Below are 25,405 nucleotides of genomic sequence, written 5' to 3' on the forward strand. Positions count from 1 at the left end.
CGAGGGGCGCTCACGGCTGCCGCCCCAGAAACCCGAGGAGGGCGGCGGCTTCGCCGGCGAGCAGCTCAGGGGCGTCGTCGGGCACGAACTCCAGCAGCGCGTCGCGCGGCGGGTGCGGGGCGGCGGCGACGTCCGCGAAGAACCGGGTCCAGAGCGCGGAGCGCGAGCGGAGGGGGTGGCGCTCGGTGCGCGGCCACCAGGAGAAGACATGAGCGGCGGAGACATGTGGGCCGAGCCGACGGAACTCCTCGAGCGCCACGGGGACGGGGGCGCCGACCGTGGGCTGCCAGTACGTCGACAGCATCGGGTGGTCGACCTCCTGCAGCAGCTCGAGCGTGGCCGGGGCGGTGTCGGCGAGCGTGCCGCCGTGGAACTCCAGGGCGAGCCCGACGCCCCGGGCGGCCGCCTCGACCGCGGCCGCGCGGAGCCGGGTCACGATGCGGTGGCGCTCCTCCGCCGACGCCTCCGCCGAGCCGTGCGCACCCGCCCACACCCGCACGCGGTGGGCACCCAGGGCCGCGGCGCTGTCGAGGACCGCGGTCAGCGACTCCTCCGATCCGGCGCGGAAGTACGATCCGTAGGACGCGACGGCGAGCCCGGCATCCGCGGTCATCCGCGCGACCTCCGCGGCGCGGCAGACGTCTCCCGGCGGCACATGCACGTCGCCGCCCCACTCGATCACGTCGAGACCCGCGGCAGCCGCGAGCCCGACGATCCTCTCCGGCGGCAGCGCCCGGAACGTCACCGAGCACAGCCCCGCACGGATCCCCGTCATCCCGTCATCCTCTCAGTCCCCCCGTCCGCCGGCACCGTCCGGCCCGTCCACCCCGGGCTCCCCGGTCGGACGACCCGGCCCCTTCCGTTCCCCGTGTCGAGTCCGTCTGCACGACCTCGTCCCGTCTGCACGACCGAACCCCGGGTCTGACCGCGCACACGTTCCCGAGTCGTGCGGGTGTCCCTGTGGGCCAATACACGACGTGGGTCCGAAACACGACGACCGAGACCGGGGAACGGGACGGTACGGACTTCCTCGTCGAGTCCCACCTGCACGACCTCGTCCCGCCTGCACGACCGGAACCCAGGTCTGACCCTGCAGACGAACCCGAATCGTGCCGGTGCCCCCCGGTCGATCCGACACACGACGACCGAGACCGGGACGGATGCACGACCTGAGCACGACGGGACGACCGACACCCGGGAACGGGTCGTGCATCCGTGGCGGGGTCGTGCATCCGGAACCTCGGTGGGGACGAGACCGGGGGTCACAGGTGGGGGGCGACCGCCGTCGCGAAGGCCTCGGCCGTGCGACGGACCACACGAGCCGGGTCGTCGGCCCACACGTCGGCATGGAAGATCTCCACCTCGATGTCACGGTCGTAGCCGGTGTCCTGCACGGCGCGGGTCAGGGCGCTGAAGTCGATCACCCCGTCCCCCGGATAGTGCCGGGAGAGGAGGGGGTCTGCGGCGAGGGGGGTCTTCCAGTCGCACACCTGATACGTGGCGATGCGGCCCTCGCGTCCGGCCCTGGCGATCTGGTCGAGCACCTGCGGGTCCCACCAGATGTGGAACGTGTCGACGGCGGCACCGACCACGGCAGGGTCGAAGTCCGCGGCGATGTCGAGCGCCTGACCGAGGGTGGAGACCACGGCACGGTCGGAGGCGTACATCGGATGCAGCGGCTCGATCGCGAGGGTCACCCCGGCGGCCCGGGCGTCCTCCGCGAGGGTGCCGATCGCATCGCGAACGCGCTCCCGCGCCCCGACGAGGTCGCGCGACCCCTCGGGAAGACCGCCGGCGACGAGCACCAGGACAGCCGTCGACCCCTCGGCACCGGCCGCCGCGAGGGTGGCCGCCTCCCCGATCGCCCGGCGGTTGTCGTCGAGCGCGGCGTCGCGCTCCGGACCTGCCGGAAGCGTGAAGAAGCCCCCGCGGCAGTGGGTCGTGAAACGGAGGCCGGAGTCGGCGAGCATGCGGGCGGCGACATCGAGTCCCACCGCCTGCACGGGCTCCCGCCACAGACCGATAGCCTCGACCCCCGCCGCCGCCGTGACGCGCAGGGCCGTCGCGAGGTCCGCGTGCTTCACGGTGGCCTGGTTGATCGAGAGCCGCGGGTGCGGCACGGTCCCGACGCCGGCCGCCCGGGACTCGCGCTCCGCCGCCAGGCTCCGGGGGGCGGTCATGCGTCCACCCCGTTCAGCCGGAGCAGGCTGTGCCAGCGCTCCCGCGCGAGCTCCGGCCGCTCCAGGGCGAGCGCCCCGTTGGCCAGCTCGACGATGCGGCTGAGGTGCGGCAGGCTCCGCGCGGAGTGCAGCCCCCCGACCATCTGGAACGCCGGCTGATGACCGTTGAGCCAGGACAGGAAGGCGACCCCGGTCTTGTAGTAGAAGGTCGGCGCCGCGAACACCTGCCGGCTCAGCTCCTCGGTCGGTCCGAGGAGGGCGAGGTACCGCTCGGGGTCGTCCGCGTCGAGCGCCTGGATCGCGGCGGAGGCCACCGGGGCGAGAGCGGCGAACGCGCCGAGCAGCGCATCCGAATGCCCGCGCGACGCGGACCCCTCGGGCGCGGCCGCGTCGGCCAGACTGTCTCCGCCGATAAGGCCCACGTAGTGGAAGTCGTCGCCGGTGAACATGCGCACCCCCTCCGGCAGCCGCTCGCGCACCCAGACCTCGGACTCCGCGTCGAGCAGACTCATCTTCACGCCGGCGACCGCGGCGCGGTTCTCGCCGATGATGTCGAGCAGCACCTCGGCGGCCTCCTGCCACGCGGGACCGCCGCTCCCCCCGGAGGACGAGGGCGCGAAGTACCCCGCCAGCTCCGGATCGAACGCGGTGCCGAGCCAGTGCAGCACGACCGGTGCCGATGCGCGGGACAGCACCTCGCGGTACACGCGGCGGTAGTCGTCCGCGCTCTCCGCGACCCTGGCGAGGTGCCGCGACGCCATGAGCACCGGCCCCGCCCCCTGCTCCTCGGCGAAGTGCAGCTGCTCGAGATAGGCGGCGATCACCTGATCGAGCGAGATGCGTGCGTCGTCGACGTGATCGGTGTTGACCCCGACGACGACTGCCCCGCCCTCCTCGCGGGCGACCTCGGCGCTGCGGGCGATGAGCTCGCGCACCGCCGCCGCATCCAGGCCCATGTTGCGCTGCGCAGTGTCCATCGCGTCGGCCACGCCGAGTCCCCACGAGTACACGTTGCGCCGGAACGCGAGCGTGGCGTCCCAGTCGATGTCGGCCGGGCGTCCCGGCGTGTTGTCGGCGTGCACCTTCGGCACGACGTGCGCGGCGGCGTAGGCCACCCGACTGCGGAGCGGACCCTCCGGCCGTGTGACGGCACCGGCCTCCCGGAGCTCCGCCTCGGCGGTGCGGCCGTCGGCGGCGAGCAGGCGGAGGGTGGTCATGCGTGGTCCAGGGTCAGCGGCTCGAGCACGATCTTGCGCCCTTCGGCGCTGGACGCGAGTCCGGCCTCGGCGAACTGGACCCCGCGCGCGCCGGCGAGCAGGTCGAACGGATAGTCGGTGCCGAGGACGAACGAGGTGAGGTACTCCTCCCACTGCTGCCGGAAGCCGTTGTGGAACACGTCGTTCGTCGGCACCTGCTGCCAGTCGGCGTCGTAGTCGTGGCTGTCCTCCAGGTCGGGGTTCCACACGGGCTTGGGCGTGGCGTTGCGGGGCTGGATCTTCGCGCCGAACAGTCCGACGACGGCGGAGCCATGCGTGCCGTCGACCTGGAACTCCACGAGCTCGTCGCGGTTCACCCGCACGGTCCACGAGGAGTTGATCTCGGCGATCGCCCCGCCGTCGAGCTCGAAGATGCCGTAGGCGGCGTCCTCGGCTGTGGCCGTGTAGTGCTCGCCCTTCTCGTCCCAGCGGTCGGCGATGTGCACCGCGGCCTGCGCGTAGACGCTCGTGACCTCGCCGAAGAGGTTTTCCAGCACGTAGTTCCAGTGCGGGAACATGTCGGTGATGATGCCGCCGCCGTCCTCGGTGCGGTAGTTCCAGCTCGGACGCTGCGCGGGCTGCCAGTCGCCCTCGAACACCCAGTAGCCGAACTCGCCGCGGACGGAGAGGATGCGGCCGAAGAAGCCGGAGTCGATGAGGCGCTTGAGCTTCTGCAGCCCCGGGAGGTAGAGCTTGTCGTGGACGACGCCGGTCTTCACGCCGGCATCGTGCGCCAGCCGCGCGAGCTCCAGGGCCTCGTCCAGCGACTCGGCGGTGGGCTTCTCGGTGTAGATCGCCTTGCCGGCGGCTATGGCCTTGCGGATCGCGGACGCCCGGGCCTTCGTGACGAGGAAGTCGGCGTAGATCTCCCACTGCGGGTCGGCGAGGGCGGCGTCGAGGTCGGTCGTCCAGTCCTCGATGCCGTGCTTCGCGGCCAGTTCGGCGAGCTTGGCCTCGCTGCGTCCGACGAGGATCGGCCGCACGGTCACGCGCGTGCCGTCGGGGAGTTCGATCCCGCCCTCGTCGCGGATCGCGAGGATAGACCGCACCAGGTGCTGCCGGTATCCCATGCGCCCGGAGACGCCGTTCATGATGATCCCGATCTCGCGGGTGGGGGCCTGTGCCATCTCGGTCCGTTCCTCTCGGTGGAAGCTGTCGGCGCTGACAGGAGAATCTTGGTAAGCGCTTTCCGAGATCATGGCATGAGACGCGCGACCTCGCAACCGCCCCTAGCGCGGAGGGACCGTGCTGGCGCGCACGTGCAACGCGGGAGCCACCTCCACGCGCTCCGCCGGCCGGTTCGAGCCCTCGCGCAGGCGATCGCGGAGGAGCTCGACCGCACGGCGCCCGACATGCTGCTTGGGCGGCCGCAGCGCGGTGAGCGGCGGGGACCCGTGCTCGGCGACCTCATCGTCGTAGGCGATGAGCGAGAGGTCGTCGGGCAGCCGCCAGCCCGCGTCCTGCAGATGCTGCTGGAGCAGGAGCGCCTGCGGGTCGGAATGCACGAGCAGCGCCGTCGCCTCCGTCCCACGGATCTCGGCGAGCAGCGCCGAGACCACCTCCGCCTGCGCCGATCCCTCCATCCGGTCCAGCGCCGCTTCGCGGTCCACCGTCACCGTGAGCCCGAGCTCGGCGACCGCCCGCGACCAGCCCTGCCGCAGTCCGGCGGAGGTGGGCGACTGCGGTGAGGTGAGGATCCCGACCCGCCGGTGTCCCAGCGCGGCAAGGTGCCCGGCGGCGAGCGCGCCCCCGAACGCGTGGTCGGTCGCCACGGTCTGCATCCGGGTGAGGGCGAGAGCGGACGGGGTCCGGCGCTCCACGAGCACGACCGGCACAGGGAGCATGTCCAGCCAGGAGAGCAGCGCGTGTCCGTCGGCGCCCTGCGTCTCGGGGGCCACGATGAGCCCGTGCACCGTCCCGGATTCCAGGAGCGCCGCGATCTGGCGGCGCTGGTCCTGCGCGGCGTAGCTGGCCCCGCGGAGCACGAGCTGCACCCCCGCCTCGACCCCGGCGCTCCGGGCACCGACGACCACCTGCGGCCAGTAGTAGCTCAGCGACGGCACCACCATCCCGATCCGGAACTGCGGCCCGGGGAGGGCGGCCCGCGCGACGGTCGTGTCCAGGGCGCTCCGCAGCACCGCTCCCCCGTGCACCCGGGTCAGCAGCCCGCGGTCTGCGAGCGTGGTGATGTCGCGGCGGATGGTGAGCTCCGCCACCCCGAAGTCGCGGGCGAGATCGGCCACGCGCACCGCCCCCGTCCGGCGCAGCTCGTCCAGGATCCGTTCCCGGCGGGAGAGGCCGAAACGCGGGGTGGGACGCTCCTCGGTCATGACGACCTCCGCGATGCGTGCTCGCCGAGGGTGCCGCGGGGGATCATCGGATTCTCGCCTTCGTTGTTCGAGTCTGTTCGATGCAGACGGTTTCGGTTCGATCACGTTGCCTGCGCTCGAACGCACAGTCTTCACTGGAACCCTGCGCCTCGGCAAGCGCATACCCAGAACTGCGGAGACTCATGACCCCTCGACCATCCGTCCTCGCCGCGCTGTCGACGGAGGCGTGGGACCTCGTGTTCGACGACGCTCGACGCGCCCGCCTGCAGACCCTCGCCGCACCCGCCGACGCGCTGCACACGCCCTCCCTCGACGCCGCGGCCCGGGACGACCTCCTCCGCGTGGAGGTGCTGGTGACGGGCTGGGGCGCGCCGGTCCTGGACGCGGACCTGCTCGACCGTCTGCCCCGGCTGCGCGCCGTCTTCCACGCGGCGGGGAGCGTGCGCGGACTCGTGTCCGACGCGTTCTGGGAGCGCGACATCCTGCTCACCTCGGCCGCCGAGGCCAACGCGGCCCCCGTCGCCGAGTACACGCTCGCGATGATCCTGCTCTCCGGCAAGCGCGCCCTCCTCCCGCTCCGTACGGCCGACGCACAGCACGACCTGCGCGCCGGCCCCCGCGTCGGGGGCCGTATCGGCAACCTCGACCGCACGGTGGGCATCGTCGGGTTCTCCCGCATCGGGCGCCGCGTGGTCGAACTGCTGCGGCCCTTTCCCGGACTGCAGGTGCTCGTCGCCGACCCGTTCGCCGACCCCGAGGAGGTGGCCGCGGCCGGCGCCCGGCTGGTCCCGCTCCACGCCCTGCTCCCCGCCGTCGACCTGCTCTCCCTGCACGCACCGGCCCTGCCCGCGACGCGGGGGATGATCGGCCGCGCGCAGCTCGCGGCGCTGCGCGACGGCGCCACCGTGCTCAACACCGCGCGTGGCGCCCTCCTCGATCACGACGCGCTGCTCGCGGAGTGCGCCTCCGGTCGCCTCGACGCGATCCTCGACGTCACCGACCCGGAGCCGCTTCCGCCCGACCACCCGCTGCTGCACCTGCCGAACGTCGCGGTCACCCCGCACCTCGCCGGCTCCCTCGGCACCGAGGCGCACCGGCTGGCCGACGCCGCCCTCGACGAGCTGGACGCGTGGGTGGGCGGTCGTCCGCCTCGACACCCCGTGCACCGCGCCGACCTCGCGCACAGCGCATGACGTCCCTCGCACTGCCGGCGGAGGACCGCGCGCTCTCCCCGCACACGGGATGGACGCGCGCACACCTGACGACGGTCGCCGATGCCATCCTCGACGGAGCCGCCCGTCACGCGAGCCCGGCGGGCGCGGGCGTCCGCTACCCCGGCGCCGCCGGTGGCTTCGGCTCCGCGGTCGATGCCCTCGAGGGATTCAGCCGCACGTTCCTGCTGGCCGCGTTCCGCATCGCCGGCGACCCGACCGGCACGGTGCCGCTGGCCGACCGCTACGCCCGAGGCCTCGCTGCGGGCGTCGACCCCGATGGTGCCGAACGGTGGCCGCGCCCCGATGAGGTCGACCAGGCGAAGGTCGAGGCGGCGGCGCTCGCGCTGAGCCTGCACCTCACGCGCGACACGGTGTGGGCGCGCCTCGACGACACGGCCCGGACCCACACCGTGGACTACCTCGCGACGTTCGTCGGCGGCAGCTACCCGCCGAACAACTGGGCGTGGTTCCGGGTGCTCGTCGAGCAGTTCCTGGAGAGCGTCGGTGGGCCGTACTCAGCCGCGGATCGCACGACCGACCTCGCACTCCTCGACGGCTTCGAACGCGAGGACGGTTGGAGCGCCGACGGCGCCGCCCGGTCGTTCGACCACTACGCCGGCTGGGCGCTGTCCTTCTATCCGCTGCTCTGGGCGGACATGGTCGGCGCGGAGCCGCGTCACACGGACCGGGTCGCCCGGTTCCGCCGCCGGCTCGACGCGTTCCTCGACGACGCCCTGCATCTCGTCGGCGCCGACGGCGGACCGCTCATCCAGGGGCGCAGCCTCACCTACCGCTTCGCGACGGCCGCCGCGGCCGGGGCCGCGGCGTTCTCCGGCACCTCGCGGCATGACCCCGGCCTCCTGCGCCGGGCGGTGAGCGGTCAGGTCCGGCACTTCGCCGCCCGCGGTGCGCCGGATGCGACCGGAGTGCTGCCCCTCGGCTGGTACGGCGCCTGGCGCCCGCTCGCCCAGGACTACTCCGGCCCCGGCTCCCCGTACTGGGCGGCGAAGGGTCTCCTGCCGCTCGCCCTCCCCGCCGCGCATCCGTTCTGGACCGCCGTCGAACAGCCCCTGCCGATCGATCGGGGCCCGTTCACCCGCGTCCTGCTCGCCCCGGGGTGGCTGGCGACGGGCACCCCGGACGGCGTCGTGCGCGTGGTCAACCACGGCACCGACCACCGCATCCCCGGTGCGTTCCAGCCCGATGCGCCGCTGTACGCGAAGCTCGCGTACAGCACCGCGACCGCCCCCGTTCTCGCCGGCCCCGGGGCACGCGACCCGCTCGACGGCACGGTCGCCGTGGTGCGCGGGGGCCGAGCGAGCCACCGCTCCGGCTTCCTGACGGGGCGCCTGAGGGAGACGGACGGCACGGCGCTCGGCGGCTCCTGCGGCCCCGCGCACTGGCACGACGGCGTCCGCATGGAATTCGACGTCGGCGGAGGCGGCATGGCCGTCGAGACCACGGTCGGCCCGATGGTCGATGTGGTGTCGGTGGTGCGCGGACCGTGGGAGGTGCGGCTCGTGCGGGTACGGGCGGGCGCAGGGCCGGACGGAGCGATCCACGACGGCGACGTCCTCCGCATCGGCGGATGGGCCCTGTCCGCCGCCACCGTGGTCGGGACCGGCCCCGCCGCCGTCACCGCCGCCCTCACCCCCGGCGGGGAGACGCAGAGTCGGGTGGTCGGCCTCCACGGCCTCGACGACGCGACCGCGGGGGTCCGGCGGGAGCGGGACGTGACCCCGCTCGGCCCGGAGACGGTCACCCCGTGGCTCTCCTCGCCGGTGCGACCCGGCACCTGGATCGCGGTGGGCGTGCTGCTCGGAGGCTCGCCCGCTCCACCGGAACTCGAGCTGCGGGGAGGGGACGCGACGGTGTCGTGGCCGGACGGCGCCGCGACGACCTTTCGCCCCGACGAGCAGCTGCCCCGCGGATGAGCGTCAGCGGTGTGCTGTGCTCGCCCGCTCCACGAGCCGCGTCGGCACCACCGCGGGTGCTGCAGGATCGGTCGTCGTCCCGTCGGCCTCCACAGCCGCGATGAGCGCGGTGACCGCCCGCTGCGCGAGCGCCGGGAAGTCCTGCCGGACGGTCGTGAGCGGCGGGAGGAAGTTCGCCGCCTCGGGGATGTCGTCGAAGCCGACCACGCTGACGTCCGACGGAACCGCGCGCCCGGACTCCGCCACCGCCCGCAGCAGCCCGAGCGCCATCTGGTCGTTGGCGCAGAACACCGCGGTCGCCGTGCCCAGAGCCGCGCCCGCGGCGAAGCCCGACTCCGCGCTCCAGTCGCCGCGCACGACCGGCGGTGGCACGACGCCGGCATCCGCCAGGGCGTCACGCCAGCCCCGCTCGCGCTCGGCGGCGGCGAACGAGCCCGCCGGTCCCGCGAGGTGGTGGACGGTCTCGTGCCCGAGATCGAGCAGGTGGCGGGTGGCGGCCTGCGATCCCGCGGCATGATCGCTGTGCACCACGGCCGCTCCGGCGCCGGCGGGGGCATCCACGACGACGAGGTGCAGCTCCGGCGGCAGGGTCGCGGCGGGGACGAGCGCGGAGGCCTCGTTCAGCACGAGAGCCCCGTCCACGCCCTGATCGGCGAGCCGGGCGAACGCGGCCTCCACGCCGTCCGCGGCCGTGACGACGGTGAGCGCGTATCCACGATCCGCCGCCGCTTCGGCCGTGGCCTGCAGCATCCGGGAGTTGCCGACCGTGGCCAGAGTGGTCACGACGAGGCCGAGGGTGTGGCTGCGCCCGGTGCGCAGAGCCCGCGCCGCCCGGTGCGGTCGGTAGCCGAGCTCGGCCATGGCGGCTTCGACCCGCGCCCGGGTCTGCGGGTCGACGCGGGGGCTGCCGTTGACGACGCGGGAGACGGTCTGCCCCGAGACGCCGGCGCGCGCCGCGACGGTGGCCATGGACACGCGCGCGGCGGTCGTGGGCTTCTCGGCCACGGGAACCTCCGTTCACAACTCCGTCGTGTTGACGTTAGCACGCGGCCGTGCCTACCATGTTGACGTGAACACGCCCGCATCCATGGAGGTCCCCACGGAGCGTCTCGGCGCCGGTGTCGTCAAGCGCCCGACCACCCTCGCCGACGGCCGCGACCTCATCTACTACGACGACCCGGACACCACTCTCGGTGCCGAGCGGTCGGTCGACGCCCGCACCCTGGCCCCGCGGCCGGACACAGCGACCATGCGGCTCGACGTGCTCACGGGCGACTGGATCACCGTCGCCGCCAACCGTCAGAACCGCGTCATGATGCCGGGAGCCGATGCCGACCCGCTCGCGCCGCAGACGCCGGGGAATCCGTCCGAGGTGCCGTCCCGGTACGACGTGGCCGTGTTCGAGAACCGCTCCCCCGCATTCGGCCCCGCCCTCGCCGAGCCGGTCGGCACCGCCCCCGGGGCGACGAACCCCCCGCGCGGCCTCGACGACCTCGCGGCCCTCGGACTCGGGCGCACCCGTACCGCGGTCGGCCGCTGCGAGGTCGTGTGCTTCAGCCCCGAGCACTCCGGCTCCTTCGGGACGCAGACCGTGACCCGCGCCCGCACCGTCATCGAGGCCTGGGCCGACCGCACCGCCGCCCTGTCCGCCCTCCCCGGCATCCAGCAGGTCTTCCCGTTCGAGAACCGCGGCGAGGCGATCGGCGTCACGCTCCCCCACCCGCACGGCCAGATCTACGCGTACCCCTACGTGACCCCGCGCACCGCCCGGGTGCTGGACGCGGTCGACCGCACCGCGCCCGACCTCTTCGCCCGCATCCTCGCCGAGGAGCAGGCGTCCGAGCGGGTGGTGTTCCGCGGCGAGCACTGGACGGCGTTCGTGCCCTTCGCGGCGCGGTGGCCGCTCGAGGTGCACCTCATGCCGCATCGGCACGTGCCCGACCTCGCCGAGACCACGGCGGAGGAGCGCGACGAGCTCGCCCCGCTCTACCTCCGCCTCCTCCGCGGTGTCGACGCGCTCTATGACAGCCCGACGCCGTACATCGCCGCCTGGCACCAGGCTCCGGTCGACGTCGGCCGCGACACCGTGCGCCTGCACCTGCAGCTCACGAGCCCGCGCCGCGCCGCCGACAAGCTCAAGTTCCTCGCAGGTTCCGAGGCCGCGATGTGGGCGTGGGCCGCCGAGGTCGCGCCCGAGCAGGGCGCCGCCCGACTCCGCGAAGCGATCGCCCGCACCGATCAGGAAGCTTCCGCATGACCTCCGCACACGACGCCGCCGTCGACCTCTTCACCGCCCTCACCGGACACGCGCCGGACGGCGTCTGGTCCGCCCCGGGCCGCGTGAACCTCATCGGCGAGCACACCGACTACAACGACGGCTTCGTGCTGCCGTTCGCGATCCCGCAGCGGACCGTCGCCGCGGTCGGTCGCCGCGCCGACGGTCGGCTCCGCGTCGCCTCGACCTTCGCGGACGAGCCGGTCGAGATCGCCCTCGACGACCTCGACCGCCTCTTCCCCACCCCGGCCGGCGCGGCACCCGCGGTGTCGGAGTGGGCCGCCTACCCGCTCGGCGTCGCCTGGGCCCTCCGCGCGGGCGCCCCCACGACCGCGGTCTCCGGCCTGGACATCGCGATCGCCTCCGACGTCCCGGTCGGGGCCGGGCTCTCGTCGTCCGCCGCGATCGAGGGAGCGACGGCGACCGCGCTGGACGAGCTCTGGGGCACCGGTCTCGACGCCGTGGCCCTCGCCCGGATCGGACGGACGGCGGAGAACGAGGCCGTCGGCGCGCCCACCGGGATCATGGACCAGATGGCGTCGATGCTCGGGGAGCCCGACTCCGCGATCTTCCTCGACTGCCGCTCGCTCACCGCCGACGTCGTGCCGCTGGGCATGGCCGACGCCGGCCTCGCCGTGCTCGTGATGGACACCCGCGTCACGCACGCGCACTCCACCGGCGGCTACCGAGAGCGCCGCGCCGCGTGCGAGCGCGGGGCCGCGATCCTCGGGGTGCCCGCGCTGCGCGACGTCGCCGTGGCCGACCTCGCCCGCGCCGAGAGCCTGATGGACGACGTGACCTTCCGCCGCGTGCGCCACATCGTCACGGAGAACCAACGTGTGCAGGACACTGTGGCGACGCTGCGCACCGCGGGCGCACGTGGCATCGGCGACCTCCTCGTCGCGTCCCACGCGTCGATGCGCGACGACTTCGAGATCTCGACGCCCGAACTCGACGCCGCCGTGGAGACCGCCCTCACCTCGGGGGCGGTGGGCGCGCGCATGACCGGCGGCGGGTTCGGCGGTGCCGCGATCGCCCTCGTCGACGGCGACGCCGTGCCGCACCTCGCCGACGCGGTACGGGGGCGGTTCGCCGCCGAGGGCTTCGACGCCCCGCACCTGTTCGAGGTCAGCCCGTCCGCAGGTCCGCGCCGCGACGCCTGACACAATGAAGGATCGAGCCGCCACCGCCGCGGCAGGAGAGGAACGCATGTCCTGGATCGTCACCGGCGGCGCCGGCTACATCGGTGCCCACGTCGTCCGCGCTCTCGCGGAGGCCGGCCTCTCCCCCGTCGTGCTGGACGACCTCTCCAGCGGCGTGGCCTCGTTCGTGCCGAAGGGCGTGCCGTTCGTGCAGGGCAGCATCCTCGACCGCGCGCTCGTCGAGGAGACGCTGCGCACCCACGAGGCGGACGGCGTGATCCATGTGGCGGGCTACAAGTACGCCGGCGTCTCGGTCCAGCGCCCGCTGCACACCTATGCCCAGAACGTCGAGGGGACGCGGATCATCCTCGAGGCGATGGCGGCGGCGGGTGTCGCGAACATCGTCTTCTCGTCTTCGGCGGCCGTGTTCGGCACCCCGGACGTCTCCCTCGTCGTCGAAGACACCGCCAAGCGGCCCGCGAGCCCGTACGGCGAGTCGAAGCTCATCGGCGAATGGCTGCTCCGCGATCAGGCGACCGCCACCGCCGACTCCGACCGCCCACTGCGCCACACCTCGCTGCGGTACTTCAACGTCGTGGGCTCCGCCGACCCGACGGTCTACGACGTCAGCCCGCACAACCTCTTCCCGATCGTCTTCGAGGCGCTGATCGAGGGCCGCACCCCCAAGATCTTCGGCGACGACTACGACACCCCCGACGGCACGAACGTCCGCGACTACGTGCACGTCGGCGACATCGCCGCCGCCCACGTCGCCGCGGCGCAGCGCCTGGCCTCGGGCGCTGCGATCGAGCCCGCGTACAACCTCGGCTCCGGCGACGGCCTCAGCGTGAAGCAGATCATGGATGCGGTCGCCCGCGTCACCGGCATCGGCTTCACCCCGGAGATCGGCCCTCGCCGCCCCGGCGACCCGGATCGGATCGTGGCGACCGGCGAGCTCGCGGCCCGCGACCTCGACTGGACCATGCGCTACACGGTCGACGAGATGGTGCGCACGGGCTGGGAGGCCCGCCGCGCCGCCGCCGTCTGACACGCGGAGCTCTGGACGATCCGCACCGAAGTCCGGTCGATCTGAGCTGTTTCGTCCGCTCTCCTGCGGCAGAGTCGAGGGACACACCACGGGTGCCGCGCTCCGCTCGTCTACGGAGGCGGTATCCGCCGCCCTTCGAGAGATGGATACCGCCTCGTGCACGAACACACCGCCGGATACGACTACGCCGACCCCCGGATCCCGACATCGCCCGTCACCCTCGCCGACCTCGAGCGTCTGAAGGCCTCGGTCCTCTGGTCGAGCGCCGACGAGGAGGCCCTCCGCCGCGCCGGGGCCATCCTCGTGCCCCAGACCGAGGCCATCCTGGAAGTCTGGTACGGCTTCGTGGGTGCGCACCCGCACCTCGTCGCCACGTTCGCCGGAGAAGACGGCACCCCGGATCCCACCTACCTCGGAGCCGTCCGCCGCCGCTTCGCCCGGTGGATCGACGACCTGTGCAACCGTCCCTACGACGAGACGTGGCTCGCCTACCAGGAGGAGATCGGCCGACGCCATCACCCCAGCGGCAAGAACCGCACGGACGGCGTGGCGTCCACCTCGGCGTACATCCCCCTCCGCGATCTCATCGGCTTCATCACCCCGATCACGCTGACCATCCGCCCGTTCCTCAGGAACGGCGGCACCGGAGAGGATGATGTGCAGGAGATGCTCGACGCCTGGCTCAAGGCCGTCACCCTCACGGTCGCGCTGTGGGCGCGTCCGTACAGCACCGAGCTCTGGTGAGCACTCGGGGCGGCCCGGCCGCAGGGTCGCCCCCTGTTCTCCCTTCCGCGACGCTCAGACGTCCCGTGCACGGAGCGGGTAGAGCCAGAAGCACAGCCATCCGACGGCGGTGAAGGCCAGGGGAATGACCGCCAGCATGAGCCGGATGCCGCCGTCGACGGCCTCCGGCTGCGCGTCGCCGAGCTCGGCGTCGAAGCCGGTCGCGGTCAGCACGGCCGCGGCGACGATCGCCTGGAGGACGACGGAGCCGCGGACGACGAAGCCGTTCACGCCGAAGTAGGCGCCCTCGCGGCGGTGGCCCGTGCGGTGCGCATCGTCGTCGATGATCTGGGCGAGCACGACCTCGAGGAGCTGCAGCAGCCCGCCGACGCCGACCCCCACCGCGATCCCGACGAGAGCCGCCGCCCCCACGGACGTCGGGAGGAGGTAGCCGAGCACCGCGACCCCGAAGACCGCGACGCTCCACAGCAGCGCCGTGCGCGGGGAGGTGCGCCGGACCACCGCGCTCCACAGCACGATCGACGGGATGGCGGTGACGAAGATGGCGCCGAGCAGCAGGCTCCCCTCCCCCTCGGCCGCCCCCAGCGAGTAGCGGACGTAGAACGGCACGGCGGCGAGGATCACGGCGATCGAGGTCTGCACGCAGAGCGAGCCCAGCACGTACGGCACGAAGGCGCGGTTGCGGAACGTGTAGACGAGCTGGTCCCGCCAGCGCATCGCCTCGGAGGCGGCCTCTGGCACTCGACGCTCGATCATCCCGCCGAGGAACGACCAGGTGAGCAGCACGAGACAGACACCGGACAGCACGAGCGCCATCCCCGGCCAGCCGATCGCGTCGTAGAGCGCGGGGGCGCCGGCCGTGCCGAGGACCATGCCGAGGATCGCGAAGATCTGCCGCGGCACGTTCCCGCGGGCGCGCTCCTCCGTGGTGCGGAATATCTCCGGGAACAGCGCGGAGATGTTCAGCACCACCACGACGAACGCGATGTCGTACACCGCGACGACTACGAGGAACCACACGATGAGCCCGGCCGCCGGGAGCGCGGGCGGCATCCAGACGAGGGCGAAGGCCACGACGAGCGGCACGATACCGAGCCCGATCCACGGGATGCGGCGGCCCCACGGCGTGCGGATCCGGTCGGAGAGCGCTCCGACGACCGGGTTGAGCGCTGCGTTGAGGATGCCGTGTGCGATCATCGCGGCCGCCACCCACCCGGCGGGGACGGCGAGGTGCGAGACGTAGAAGTACACGACGAACGCCGAGAACGTCTGCGTCATCAGCTGCGTCGGGAACCCCGAGGCCCCGAAGGCGATGGTCTGGGAGCGGGTGGGAGCGGCGTCGAGACGGCGGTCGCGCAGCCGTTCGCCGAGCGCCGTCACCGGGCGTCTCCGCGCTGCAGCTGCCGTAGCGCGCGCCAGCCGACGCGGACCAGGCCCTCCTCGGCGATCGTCTGCTGCACGAGCGGGTCGTCGAGCAGCCGCAGCTCATAGCCGCGTTTGGCCGCCGCGAAGTCCACCGCGGCGCGCAGCTCCTCGCCATCGGCCATCGGGTGCAGGTAGATCTCGGTGACCCCGGGCGGGACGGCGCGCAGCACCGCGAGGAAGCCGTCTCGGACCTGCTCGTACGACTCCTCGTCGGCGGTGCCCTCGCCGCGCAGCTCGAACGGGTGCGTCCACAGCCGGTCGACGATCTCCACCCCGAACGCATCGGCCACCGCCGCGGCTTCGGTGAGCTTCGCCTGCAGCATCGGATCGGCGTCCGCCCCCTCCATCTCGCGGGGCAGGCGGAAGGGGAGACCCTGCCGGGCGGCGAGCTCGAAGACGGCGCGCAGGAAGTCCCGGCCGGTCAGCAGCCCGTAGACGGAGCCCATGTGGTTGTCGAGGTGGGTCACGTCGACACCGGCATCGAGCGCGGTCTGCAGCTGGGCGGCGATCTCGGCCGCGACGTCCGCTTCGGAGGCATGCTGCTCCACCGTCGCGACGTCGGCGGGGAAGAAGCCGTCGGCGTCGACGAGGGTCGAGGCCCCAGTGAGCGGACGCCACCGGTACCGACGCCACTCGCTCGTGAGCACGAGGTGCACGCCCACGTCGAGGTCCGGGTGCGCGGCAGCGAAAGCGAGCGCTTCCGGGGACCAGGCACAGGGCACCATCACCGTCGCCGAGTCGATCCGTTCGCGGAGGAGGAGCCCCGAGATCGCGGCGTTCGCGGCATGGCACATCCCGAAGTCGTCGGCGTTGAGGATGACCGCCCTGGCACCGGACGGCAGTCCGAGTCGGTCGGCGAGGGCGGAGGAGGCGGTCATGGCGTGTCCTGTCGGGCGAACGGTCAGCGGCCGGCGGCGGCTGCGCGGGAGGGGGTGAGGATCCGGGTGAAGACGTCGGCACGGAGCGCGGAGGCCGCCTCCCCGACGGCTCCGACGAGCGGCGCCTCCGGCCCGAACGCCGAGGCGAGGAACCGGAGCGGCAGCTGCGCGGAGAACTCGTCCGCGACCCGTTCGATCGCGTCCAGGAGCGCCGGGTGCACCGCCTCCCCGCCGAGGATGAAGGCCTCGGGATCGAGCACGAGGGCGACGCTGCCCGCCGCGAGGAAGAGCCGGCGTCCGATCTCGGCGACGAGCGCCTGCGCCGCTTCGTCGCCGTGCCGCGCCGCCTCCAGATGGGTGAGGAACGGCGCGTCGACATCCAGCCCCAGGCCGAGGGCGAGGTCGCGCACCACCGTGGCGCCCGCGACGGGGGCGCCGATGGGCACCGGCGTCTGCGGGAGGTACATCACCTCGCCCGCCACACCGGAGAACCCGCGATGCAGCGTCCCGTCGATCACGATGCCGGCTCCGAGGTCGTCGTCAAGCAGCAGGAGCGCGAAGCTCGCGAGGTCGATGCCGACGCCGGCGGTCGACTCGGCGAGCGCGGCGAGGTTGACGTCGTTCTCGACGCGGACCGGGCAGTCGAGGGCGGCCACGAGAGCCGAGTGGAAGGCGCCGCCGTCCGGCCCCTGGTCGTCGCGGATCGCACCGTCGGCGGCCACGATCCCGGGCACTCCGACGACGGCGAGGTGGAGCGCGCCCTTCACGGATCGCCGGCAGGCCGCGACGAGGGCCGCGATGTGCGCGACCCGGTCCTCGCCCGGAGGGAAGGCTCCGTGCCGCTCGGCCCTGACGGTGCCGCTGGCGTCGACGAGGACGACGTGGGCGGCGTGATGATCCACGTGCACGGCGGCCGCGAAGCCGAGGGCCGGGTGCAGCGCGACGCGGCCGGCCGCCGGTCCGCGGGTGTCGCGGTCGACCCCGGCTGCGGTGACGGCTCCCGCGGCATCGAGCATCCGCAGCACCTGGGTCACGGCCGTGCGGGAGAGGCCGGTCGCCGCCATGAGCTCGGACCGGGTCTGCGGTCCGCTCCGGGCCAGGCGTTCCAGGATCGCGCGGCCGTTGAGTGTACGGAGCAGGGTCTGCGGTCCTGCGAGGGGTCGTGACATGCGGCGGAACCTCTGGGGTCGATTCTCGTGCGGAGTCGGTGCCCGCCAGCCTGCCACATCGCGTCGCACCCGTCGACCCGTCCTCTCCGGCTGTGTCGCCTGCACGACCCGGGCACGGTTGCAGGACGGAACACGGGTTTGGGTCCCACAGACGTACCCAGGTCGTGCAGGTGTGACCCGGTGACCGGAGGAGGAGGGACGGGAGGGGTCGGAAGGACGTCGGCGGGCGTGCATAGAGTGGAGGGATGACGCCCCTGGTGATCCGAGACGCCGTCGCCGACGATGCCGAGGCCGTGGCGAGAGTGCACGTGCGGTCGTGGCAGGCGGCCTACGAGGGCCTCATCGACCAGGAGGTGCTGGACGGGCTGTCCGTCTCGGAGCGCGCCGACGGGTGGCGCCGCATCTTCGCCGACCCGCTGCCCACGAGCCTCGGAACCCTGGTGGCCGAGCGCGACGGCACCGTCGTCGGCTGGGCGTCGTCCGGCTCCGGCCGTGACCCCGACGGCCTGGACGATGCGGAGCTGTACGGCATCTACGCCGATCCCACCGCGTGGTCGACGGGCGCGGGGCACGCCCTCCTCGACGCCGCCGAGCAGCGCATGATCGACGCCGGCCACACCCGCGCCTACCTCTGGGTCCTCGACGGCAACGACCGCGCCGACGGCTTCTACGCCCGGCACGGGTGGGAGCTCGACGGGGCCACGAAGATCGACCAACGCCCGCAGTTCACGCTCCGGGAGCACCGCCGCGTCAAGCACCTCGCCCCGCGCTGAGCGGTCCCGTCGTCAGTCCAGCGCGCTCATCACGTGCTTGATCCGGGTGTAGTCGTCGAAGCCGTACTGCGACAAGTCCTTCCCGTATCCGGAGTGCTTGAACCCGCCGTGCGGCATGTCCGACACGAACGGGATGTGGGTGTTGATCCACACGCACCCGAAGTCGAGATCGCGGGAGAAGCGCATGGCGCGGGCATGATCCCGGGTCCACACCGACGCGGCGAGCGCGTACGGCACGTCGTTCGCCATCGCGAGGGCCTCCTCCTCGGTGTCGAAGGCCTGGACGGTGAGCACGGGACCGAAGATCTCCCCCTGCACGACCTCGTCGTCCTGCTGCACGCCGGTCACGACGGTCGCCTCCCAGAAGTAGCCACGGTCGCCCTGCCGCGCCCCGCCCGTCGCGACCGTCGCATGCGCGGGAAGCCGGTCGACGAAGCCCTGCACCTGCGCGAGCTGGGCCGCGCTGCTCAGCGGCCCGTACAGCACGCCCTCTTCGTCCGGCGCCCCGGTCCTCGCGTGCGTGCGGGTCCGCTCCACCAGTGCGGCGACGAGTTCGTCGTGCACCGACGCGTGCACGAGCACCCGGGTCGCCGCGGTGCAGTCCTGACCCGCGTTGAAGAAGGCACCGATGACGATGCCCTCGACCGCCTTCTCGATCGACGCGTCAGGGAAGACGATCGCGGGCGCCTTGCCGCCGAGCTCCAGGTGCACGCGCTTGACGTCGTCGGCCGCGGAGCGGGCCACGGCCATGCCCGCCCGCACCGAGCCGGTGATGGCCACCATCTGCGGCGTCGGATGCTCGACGAGGGCCGCTCCGGTCTCGCGATCGCCGAGAACGATGTTGAGGGTGCCGGCGGGGGTGTGCGCGGCGACGATCTCGGCGAGCAGCAGCGTGGTGAGCGGCGTGGACTCCGCCGGCTTCAGCACGACGGCGTTGCCGGCCGCGAGCGCGGGAGCGATCTTCCACACCGCCATGTTCAGGGGGTAGTTCCACGGCGTCACCTGCCCGATCACGCCGATCGGCTCCCGGCGCACGAAGGAGGTGTGCCCGGGGAGGTACTCCGCGGCGGCTCGACCCTCGAGGCTCCGCGCGGCGCCGGCGAAGAACCGCAGCTGGTCCACCGACTGCAGGATCTCATCGGCGACGAGCGTCGCCCTCGGCTTGCCGGTGTCCTTCGATTCGAGGTCGGCGAACTCCTCGGCCCGCGCGGCCATGTCCTCGGCGATGCGGAACAGCGCGAGCTGGCGCGCGGACGGCGGGGTATCCCGCCAGATCGGGAATGCCGCCGCGGCTGCGGCGTACGCGGCATCCACGTCGGTGCGGTCGGAGATCGGGATCTCGCCGTAGGTTTCCTCCGTCACCGGATCGATGAGGGGCAGGCGGCCGCTCCCGGCTGCCGTGACGGCGCGGCCGCCGATGAAGTTCTGCAGGGGCACGGTCATCGTCGACGGTGAGGACATAGCGCCATGGTAGCCATCCGGACGCGGAATCTGTAGCTTTTCGGCCAGTGATCGACGGATTCAGTTGCGCAAGGCCCATCGGAATGTCACGATCGGTACATGAGTCCGAAGACGCCTCCCCCCGCCCTCGACGATATCTCGAAGCGCATCGTCGAACTGCTGCAGGAGGACGGGCGACGTCCCTACGCGGAGATCGCCCGCGAGGTGGGGCTCAGCGAGGCCGCGGCCCGCCAACGGGTGCAGCGGCTGACCGAATCGGGCCTGATCCAGATCGTCGCCGTGACCGACCCGCTGCAACTCGGCTTCCACCGCATGTCGATGATCGGCATCCGGGTGTCCGGCGACCCCCGCGCGATCGCGGAGGAGCTCACGGCGATCCCCGAGCTCGCGTACGTCGTCGTCACCCTCGGGACGTTCGACATCCTCGTCGAGGCGGTGTGCGAGGACGACGACCATCTGCTCGACCTCATCGCCACCCGCATCCGCACCATCCCCGGCATCATCCAGACGGAGAGCCTGCTCTACGCCGGCCTCTATAAAGACCTCTACAACTGGGGAACGCGCTGACGCGCTCCCCTCGCATCGGAGTGAACATGGGCACCACGGTCTTCGAACGCCGGCGTCCTCCGCAGTCCGTCGTCGACGACGCCCTGCGCGACACGGCCCTGTCGGTCTTCTGGCTCGACGACGTCGAGCGCCCCTCGCATCCGCCGCTGCGCGGCACCGTGCACACGGACCTCGTGGTCGTCGGCGGCGGCTACACCGGACTCTGGACGGCCGTGCGCGCGAAGGAGCGGGATCCGGAGCGGAAGGTGGTCCTCCTGGAGGCGTCCCGCGTGGCCTGGGCGGCGTCCGGGCGCAACGGCGGCTTCTGCGAGTCCAGCCTCACCCACGGCCACGAGAACGGCGTGAACCGCTGGCCCGAGGAGATCGACCGGCTGGAGGAGCTGGGCCACGAGAACCTCGACGGCATCGCCGAGACCGTGCGGCGGTACGACATGGATGCCGAGTTCGAACGGACGGGCCAGCTCGCGGTCGCCGTGGAGCCGCATCAGGTCGAGTGGCTGCGCGAGGAGGAGGGCTTCCTCGACCGGGAGGCGGTGCACGCGGAGGTGCACTCCCCCACGTTCCTCGCCGGCGCGTGGGACCGGGAGGGCAGCGCCCTCGTGCACCCCGCGAAGCTGGGCCTGGAGCTCGCTCGGGTGGCCGTCGAGCTCGGCGTGGAGATCCACGAGCACAGCCTCGTCCGGCGGATCGAGGGCGCGGACTCCGGCCCGGTGACCCTCGTCACGGAGCACGGCCGGGTGACCGCCGATGCCGTGGCGCTCGCGACGAACGTGTTCCCCTCGCTCCTGAAGCGCAACCGCCTCATGACGGTGCCGGTGTACGACTACGTGTTGATGACGGAGCCGCTGTCGGCGGAGCAGCTCGCGTCCATCGGCTGGCGGAACCGCCAGGGACTCGCCGACAGCGCCAACCAGTTCCACTACTACCGGCTCACCGCCGACGACCGGATCCTGTTCGGCGGCTACGACGCGGTCTACCACTTCGGCGGCAAGGTGCGCCCCGCCTACGAGGACCGGATGGAGAGCCACCGGCGGCTGGCCTCGCACTTCTTCACCACCTTCCCGCAGCTCGCCGGCCTCCGCTTCACGCACCGCTGGGCCGGCGCGATCGACTCGTCGAGCCGGTTCTGCGCGTTCTTCGGCACCGCCCGCGGCGGCCGGGTCGCCTACGCCACAGGGTTCACCGGCCTCGGGGTCGGCGCCGCCCGGTTCGCCGCCGACGTCATGCTCGACAAACTCGCCGGCGAGGAGACCGAGCGCACGCAGCTGCGGATGGTGCGCGAGAAGCCGATCCCGTTCCCGCCGGAGCCCGCCGCGTCCGTCGGCATCAACCTCGTCCGCGCCGCGATGGACAGGGCCGACCACAACGAGGGGCGCCGCAACCTGTTCCTGAAGACGCTCGACGCCCTCGGCATGGGCTTCGACTCGTGACCGCGCTCGCCCCGGGGGCCGTCGTCGACGCCGGACGCCTCGCGCTGACGCACACCCCGCTGCCCGACGAGGACGTCCGCGACGGCGCGCCGACCACGGCATACACGGTGCTCGACGACGCAGGCGGGATCGAGATCGGCGTCTGGGAGATGACGCCGGGCACCGCGGTGGACGTCGAGGAGGACGAGGTGTTCGTCGTGCTCTCCGGTCGCGCGACCGTGACGTTCACCGCGCCCGCGCTCCCTCCGGTGGAGCTCGGCCCCGGGTCCGTGATGCGGCTCACGGCCGGCATGCGGACGGTCTGGACGGTGAGTGAGGCCCTGCGGAAGGTCTCGATCGGGATCTGACGCCTCCGCCGAGCGCGTCCCGTTCAGGCCCGACGGACCTCCGCGTGCGGGATGCGCTCGGCCATGACCCGCACCGCCTCCGGGTTGTCGTCCACGAGCACCGCCTCCCGACCGAGCGCGGAGGCCACGGCTCCGGTCGTGCCGCTGCCCGCGAAGAGGTCGAGCACCCGGTCACCCGGCCGGCTCGACGCGGTCACGATACGCCGCAGGACGCCTTCCGGCTTCTGCGTCGGATAGCCCGTCTTCTCGCGTCCGGTGGTCGGGACGATCGTGTGCCACCACACGTCGGTCGGGAGCTTGCCGCGTGCGGCCTTCTCCGCGGTCACCAGGCCCGGCGCCATGTACGGCTCCCGGTCGACGTCGTCGGAGTTGAACACGTACGTCCGCGGGTTCTTCACGTACACCAGGATCGTGTCGTGCTTGGTGGGCCACCGCCGCCGGGACTTCGCGCCGTAGTCGTACGCCCAGATGAGCTCGTTGAGGAAGCAGTCCCGGCCGAACACCGCGTCGAGCATGACCTTCGCGTAGTGCGCCTCGCGGTAGTCCAGGTGCAGGTACAGGGTGCCGTCGTCGGCGAGCAGCCGCCAGGCCTCTTCCAGCCGCGGCATGAGGAAGGCGCCGTAGTCGTCGAAGCTGTCGTCGTACGCGCGCAGCATGCCGCGCACCCGCTCATACCGGTGCCCGTGGAAGCCGTGTCGCACCTCGGGCCCGCCGACCGCGTGTTCAGAACTCAGGAGATCCGACGCGGTTTCGGCCGGTTGGGGGCTGCCCCCGTCCGGATCCGCCGATTCTTCCGGAGTTGTGAACGTGCGGCGGGCGGTGACCACCTGCCGCTCCCGCACCCGCCCGGTGTTGAAGGGCGGGTCGAGGTAGACGAGTGTGAAGGATGCGGACGGCAGAGTCGCTGCGACCGCGAGGTTGTCCCCCTCGATCACCGACACCCGCCCCCGGCCCTGGGCCCCCGAGCCTGTCGAAGGGCGTGAGCTTGTCGAACGGCTCACGGAACCCGGTGCAGCCACGCGTCGGTCGAGAACTTCGACTCCACCAGCGCCTGGGCATCGGCGTACTCGACCGGCGTGATGCCGCCGTCCTCGGCGGAGGTGAGCGAGCGGAACGTGTCCTTGAAGCGCTCGATGATCTCGGCGCGCTCCAGCCCGGTCTGGCTCCGCAGCGGGTCGACGCGCTTGGCCGCCGAGGTCGTGCCCTTGTCGCTGAGCTTCTCGCGGCCGATCCGCAGCACCTCGGTCATCATCTGGCCGTCGATGTCGTAGGAGAGGGTGGCGTGGTGCAGCACACCCCCGTTCGCGAGGCGCTTCTGCGCAGCGCCGCCGATCTTGCCGGTCGGGCTCGCGATGTCGTTGAGCGGCTGGTAGACGGCGTCGATGCCGAGCGAGCGGAGCGCCTGCAGCACCCAGTCGTCGAGGAACGCGTAGGAGTCGGCGAAGGTCATGCCCGCCACGAGCGAGGCCGGCACGTAGAGCGAGTAGGTGATGATCTGCCCCGCGGCCATGAGCATCGCACCGCCGCCCGAGATGCGGCGGACGACGTCGAAGCCGTGCTTCGCGGCGCCCTCGGGGTCGACCTCGTTGCGGTACGACTGGAAGGAGCCGATGACGACGGCCGACTCGTCCCATTCCCAGATGCGCAGCGTCGGACGCCGACGCCCCTCGCCGACGCGGGAGGTGAGCACCTCGTCGAGGGCGAGGTTCATGCGCGGCGAGACCGCCTTCTCATGGACGATCTCCCAGTCGAAGTCGCGCCATCCGGGTGCGGTGACCAGCGCGCGACGCACGGCGGTGCCCACGGCCTCGGGGCTGAAGCCGAGCAGCTGCGCCCCCTCGGGAAGGGCGCCGCGGACGGCAGCGGCGATGGCCGTGGCGTCGGACTCGGCGGGGAGTCCCTCGACGGCCGCGTTGATGTCGTCGAGCGCGGAGTCCGGTTCGAGGAAGAAGTCCCCGGCGAGCCGGAACCGCGCGATCCGGTCGTTCTCGACCTCGAGGTCGACGACGACGAGCTTGCCCCCAGGAACCTTGTATTCTCCGTGCACGGATCCAGCTTAAGGCGCGTGCTGCCGCCGTGGTCAGCCGCCGAGCACGACCACCCGCTCCCCGGCCCTGATCGGCGTGGAGTAGCGGTTGCCGGGCGTGGGCAGGGGACAGATGAACTGGTCCGAGAAAGCGCAGGGCGGCAGATACGCCCGGTTGAAGTCGATCACGGCGGACCCGTCGGCACCGGGCTCGTCGACCGGGAGGAACCGGAACCGGTACGTCTCCAGCCCGTTCGTCCCATCGGCGAAGACCGCGCTCAGCGCTCCGCTCCCGCCGCGGGTGACCGTGAGCTCATGCGGGGCACCGGCGAGCTCGAACCGCAGGCGCCCGGCGATCGGGGTCTCGCGCTCCTCGCCGTCCACCGCCGTGACGACGATCCGCTCGTCCGGCGCGGACTCGAACGTGGCCGGGATCCGCCATCGTTCGTCGGGGGCGTAGGCGTCGATCGCCGTGAACCACTCCCGCTGTGGACGGGCGGGGTTCCAGACGCGGAGCGCCAGCAGTCCGTTGCGGTCGAACACACGCAGCTCCCGCCGCCCGAGGCGCAGGGTCTGGGTGCCGCGGAGGGTGACGACCGACCCCGACGGTCCGAGTTCGCTGCCGCGGATGCCGCCGTCCCCGGTGAGGGCCCAGAGCCCGGGCACGCCGTCGACCGCCGCGGGCTCGGTGATCAGCCAGTTCGTCGACTCCAGCGCGGACGGCCCGTACTCCGACCCCGCATAGCGCTCGCGCGCCGCATGCCACTCGTGCCAGTCCGTCAGGAAGCTCATCGCCGCGGGCCCTCCCCCTCGCTCGTGCGGATGTGCCCCGAATCTAGGGCTGCCCCCGTCGCCCGCGATCCCCGTCCGTCACACGCCTTCACCCCGCGTCATCCCGCGTCACAGTCCCCCGCCCCGTCCCTCCTTCCGGTGCGGGATCAAAACCGCACCCGCCATCCCGTCCCCCAGCCCGTTCCTGATCCCGCCACCGCGCGGTCCTCCGGGACGCGCACGCTCCGAACTCACCACGACCGCCCGATCAGCGGCGCGACCACCGGCGTACCCGCTCACCGCGTGTGTTCGAGAACGCTCTTCCGCCGCCCGCCCCAGGTCCGGAAATGATCCCGCAGGATCGGAGGGAAGCACGAAAGTGATCCCGGAGCGGGTGAGGCGCGAGTGATCCCGACGATGCGCGCGGGCGCCAAC

At 72.7% G+C, this 25,405-nt stretch carries 23 protein-coding genes; 10 read left to right on the forward strand and 13 right to left on the reverse strand.

The genetic code is table 11. The features are described 5' to 3' along the window. Positions 1-10: 10 nt before the first annotated feature. The 5 genes from WFJ36_RS13970 to WFJ36_RS13990 all read right to left on the reverse strand — a co-directional run bounded on the left by WFJ36_RS13970 (position 11) and on the right by WFJ36_RS13990 (position 5,766). Positions 11-775: a sugar phosphate isomerase/epimerase family protein gene (locus WFJ36_RS13970; RefSeq protein ID WP_292791386.1), complete on the reverse strand. Its 765-nt coding sequence runs from the start codon at positions 773-775 to the stop codon at positions 11-13. A 487-nt stretch (positions 776-1,262) separates the two neighbouring features. Then, positions 1,263-2,180, reverse strand: a complete 918-nt coding sequence (locus WFJ36_RS13975) for a sugar phosphate isomerase/epimerase family protein (protein ID WP_336643522.1) — start codon at positions 2,178-2,180, stop codon at positions 1,263-1,265. Further along, positions 2,177-3,397, reverse strand: coding sequence for a DUF993 family protein (locus tag WFJ36_RS13980; protein WP_336643523.1), 1,221 nt, complete (start codon positions 3,395-3,397; stop codon positions 2,177-2,179). Before WFJ36_RS13980 ends, WFJ36_RS13975 begins: the two co-directional genes overlap by 4 nt. Continuing rightward, the gene (locus tag WFJ36_RS13985; protein ID WP_336643524.1) at positions 3,394-4,563 is read right to left on the reverse strand and encodes a Gfo/Idh/MocA family protein; all 1,170 of its coding nucleotides are present in this window, start codon (positions 4,561-4,563) and stop codon (positions 3,394-3,396) included. The genes WFJ36_RS13980 and WFJ36_RS13985 overlap by 4 nt, the downstream gene beginning before the upstream one ends. Before the next feature lie 102 nt (positions 4,564-4,665). Further along, positions 4,666-5,766, reverse strand: coding sequence for a substrate-binding domain-containing protein (locus WFJ36_RS13990; RefSeq protein ID WP_336643525.1), 1,101 nt, complete (start codon positions 5,764-5,766; stop codon positions 4,666-4,668). Between the two features lie 182 nt (positions 5,767-5,948). Between WFJ36_RS13990 and WFJ36_RS13995 the strand changes: the two genes are divergently transcribed. Together WFJ36_RS13995 and WFJ36_RS14000 are read left to right on the forward strand one after the other, a co-directional pair. Continuing rightward, a complete protein-coding gene (locus WFJ36_RS13995) occupies positions 5,949-6,959 on the forward strand; it encodes a hydroxyacid dehydrogenase (protein ID WP_336643526.1) in 1,011 nt (336 codons plus the stop codon). Then, entirely contained in the window at positions 6,956-8,914 is a 1,959-nt protein-coding gene (locus WFJ36_RS14000) for a DUF2264 domain-containing protein (RefSeq protein ID WP_336643527.1), read from the forward strand. The genes WFJ36_RS13995 and WFJ36_RS14000 overlap by 4 nt, the downstream gene beginning before the upstream one ends. A 3-nt stretch (positions 8,915-8,917) precedes the next feature. Here WFJ36_RS14000 and WFJ36_RS14005 read toward each other — a convergent pair whose 3' ends face one another. After that, a complete protein-coding gene (locus tag WFJ36_RS14005) occupies positions 8,918-9,883 on the reverse strand; it encodes a LacI family DNA-binding transcriptional regulator (protein WP_071329969.1) in 966 nt (321 codons plus the stop codon). A 118-nt stretch (positions 9,884-10,001) separates the two neighbouring features. Between WFJ36_RS14005 and galT the strand changes: the two genes are divergently transcribed. The 4 genes from galT to WFJ36_RS14025 all read left to right on the forward strand — a co-directional run bounded on the left by galT (position 10,002) and on the right by WFJ36_RS14025 (position 14,123). Then, entirely contained in the window at positions 10,002-11,171 is a 1,170-nt protein-coding gene (gene galT, locus WFJ36_RS14010; protein ID WP_336643713.1) for a galactose-1-phosphate uridylyltransferase, read from the forward strand. Then, positions 11,168-12,352, forward strand: coding sequence for a galactokinase (galK, locus tag WFJ36_RS14015; protein ID WP_336643528.1), 1,185 nt, complete (start codon positions 11,168-11,170; stop codon positions 12,350-12,352). Before galT ends, galK begins: the two co-directional genes overlap by 4 nt. 46 nt (positions 12,353-12,398) lie before the next feature. Then, a complete protein-coding gene (galE, locus tag WFJ36_RS14020; protein WP_336643529.1) occupies positions 12,399-13,379 on the forward strand; it encodes a UDP-glucose 4-epimerase GalE in 981 nt (326 codons plus the stop codon). 156 nt (positions 13,380-13,535) lie between these two features. Further along, positions 13,536-14,123 carry a protoglobin domain-containing protein gene (locus WFJ36_RS14025; protein ID WP_336643530.1) on the forward strand — a complete coding sequence of 196 codons (588 nt, stop codon included), beginning with the start codon at positions 13,536-13,538 and terminating at the stop codon, positions 14,121-14,123. 54 nt (positions 14,124-14,177) lie between these two features. On the opposite strand, the gene WFJ36_RS14030 is transcribed toward WFJ36_RS14025, so the two are convergent. From WFJ36_RS14030 to WFJ36_RS14040, 3 genes are read right to left on the reverse strand one after another with little or no spacing between them, the layout of a single operon-like run. After that, a complete protein-coding gene (locus WFJ36_RS14030) occupies positions 14,178-15,503 on the reverse strand; it encodes an MFS transporter (protein ID WP_336643531.1) in 1,326 nt (441 codons plus the stop codon). After that, positions 15,500-16,426 (reverse strand): polysaccharide deacetylase family protein, encoded by a 927-nt coding sequence (locus WFJ36_RS14035; protein ID WP_336643532.1) that lies wholly within the window; start codon positions 16,424-16,426, stop codon positions 15,500-15,502. The genes WFJ36_RS14030 and WFJ36_RS14035 overlap by 4 nt, the downstream gene beginning before the upstream one ends. Positions 16,427-16,449: 23 nt before the next feature. Beyond that, complete coding sequence (locus WFJ36_RS14040) at positions 16,450-17,595, reverse strand: ROK family protein (RefSeq protein WP_336643533.1); 1,146 nt, start codon at positions 17,593-17,595, stop codon at positions 16,450-16,452. Between the two features lie 245 nt (positions 17,596-17,840). On the opposite strand from WFJ36_RS14040, the gene WFJ36_RS14045 reads away from it, so the two are divergent. Next, positions 17,841-18,368: a GNAT family N-acetyltransferase gene (locus WFJ36_RS14045; RefSeq protein WP_292791420.1), complete on the forward strand. Its 528-nt coding sequence runs from the start codon at positions 17,841-17,843 to the stop codon at positions 18,366-18,368. A 12-nt stretch (positions 18,369-18,380) separates the two neighbouring features. Here the strand turns inward: WFJ36_RS14045 and WFJ36_RS14050 are convergent, their stop codons facing one another. Beyond that, positions 18,381-19,829 carry a gamma-aminobutyraldehyde dehydrogenase gene (locus tag WFJ36_RS14050; RefSeq protein ID WP_336643534.1) on the reverse strand — a complete coding sequence of 483 codons (1,449 nt, stop codon included), beginning with the start codon at positions 19,827-19,829 and terminating at the stop codon, positions 18,381-18,383. A 99-nt stretch (positions 19,830-19,928) separates the two neighbouring features. Here WFJ36_RS14050 and WFJ36_RS14055 point away from each other — a divergent pair, with 99 nt between their 5' ends. From WFJ36_RS14055 to WFJ36_RS14065, 3 genes are read left to right on the forward strand one after another with little or no spacing between them, the layout of a single operon-like run. Next, the gene (locus tag WFJ36_RS14055) at positions 19,929-20,396 is read left to right on the forward strand and encodes an Lrp/AsnC family transcriptional regulator (RefSeq protein ID WP_025105441.1); all 468 of its coding nucleotides are present in this window, start codon (positions 19,929-19,931) and stop codon (positions 20,394-20,396) included. A gap of 26 nt (positions 20,397-20,422) precedes the next feature. Beyond that, the gene (locus WFJ36_RS14060) at positions 20,423-21,826 is read left to right on the forward strand and encodes an NAD(P)/FAD-dependent oxidoreductase (protein ID WP_336643535.1); all 1,404 of its coding nucleotides are present in this window, start codon (positions 20,423-20,425) and stop codon (positions 21,824-21,826) included. Continuing rightward, positions 21,823-22,173 carry a cupin domain-containing protein gene (locus tag WFJ36_RS14065; protein WP_336643536.1) on the forward strand — a complete coding sequence of 117 codons (351 nt, stop codon included), beginning with the start codon at positions 21,823-21,825 and terminating at the stop codon, positions 22,171-22,173. The genes WFJ36_RS14060 and WFJ36_RS14065 overlap by 4 nt, the downstream gene beginning before the upstream one ends. A 23-nt stretch (positions 22,174-22,196) precedes the next feature. Here WFJ36_RS14065 and WFJ36_RS14070 read toward each other — a convergent pair whose 3' ends face one another. From WFJ36_RS14070 to WFJ36_RS14080, 3 genes are read right to left on the reverse strand one after another with little or no spacing between them, the layout of a single operon-like run. After that, complete coding sequence (locus tag WFJ36_RS14070) at positions 22,197-23,114, reverse strand: DNA-methyltransferase (RefSeq protein ID WP_336643537.1); 918 nt, start codon at positions 23,112-23,114, stop codon at positions 22,197-22,199. Between the two features lie 56 nt (positions 23,115-23,170). After that, positions 23,171-24,220, reverse strand: a complete 1,050-nt coding sequence (locus WFJ36_RS14075; protein WP_336643538.1) for a lipoate--protein ligase family protein — start codon at positions 24,218-24,220, stop codon at positions 23,171-23,173. Between the two features lie 33 nt (positions 24,221-24,253). Then, on the reverse strand, positions 24,254-24,991 hold the full coding sequence (locus WFJ36_RS14080; RefSeq protein ID WP_071329915.1) for a DUF1684 domain-containing protein: 738 nt from the start codon (positions 24,989-24,991) through the stop codon (positions 24,254-24,256). Positions 24,992-25,405: the final 414 nt, after the last annotated feature.

It is taken from the genome of Microbacterium sp. MMO-113 (assembly GCF_037148555.1).
Classification (GTDB): domain Bacteria; phylum Actinomycetota; class Actinomycetes; order Actinomycetales; family Microbacteriaceae; genus Microbacterium.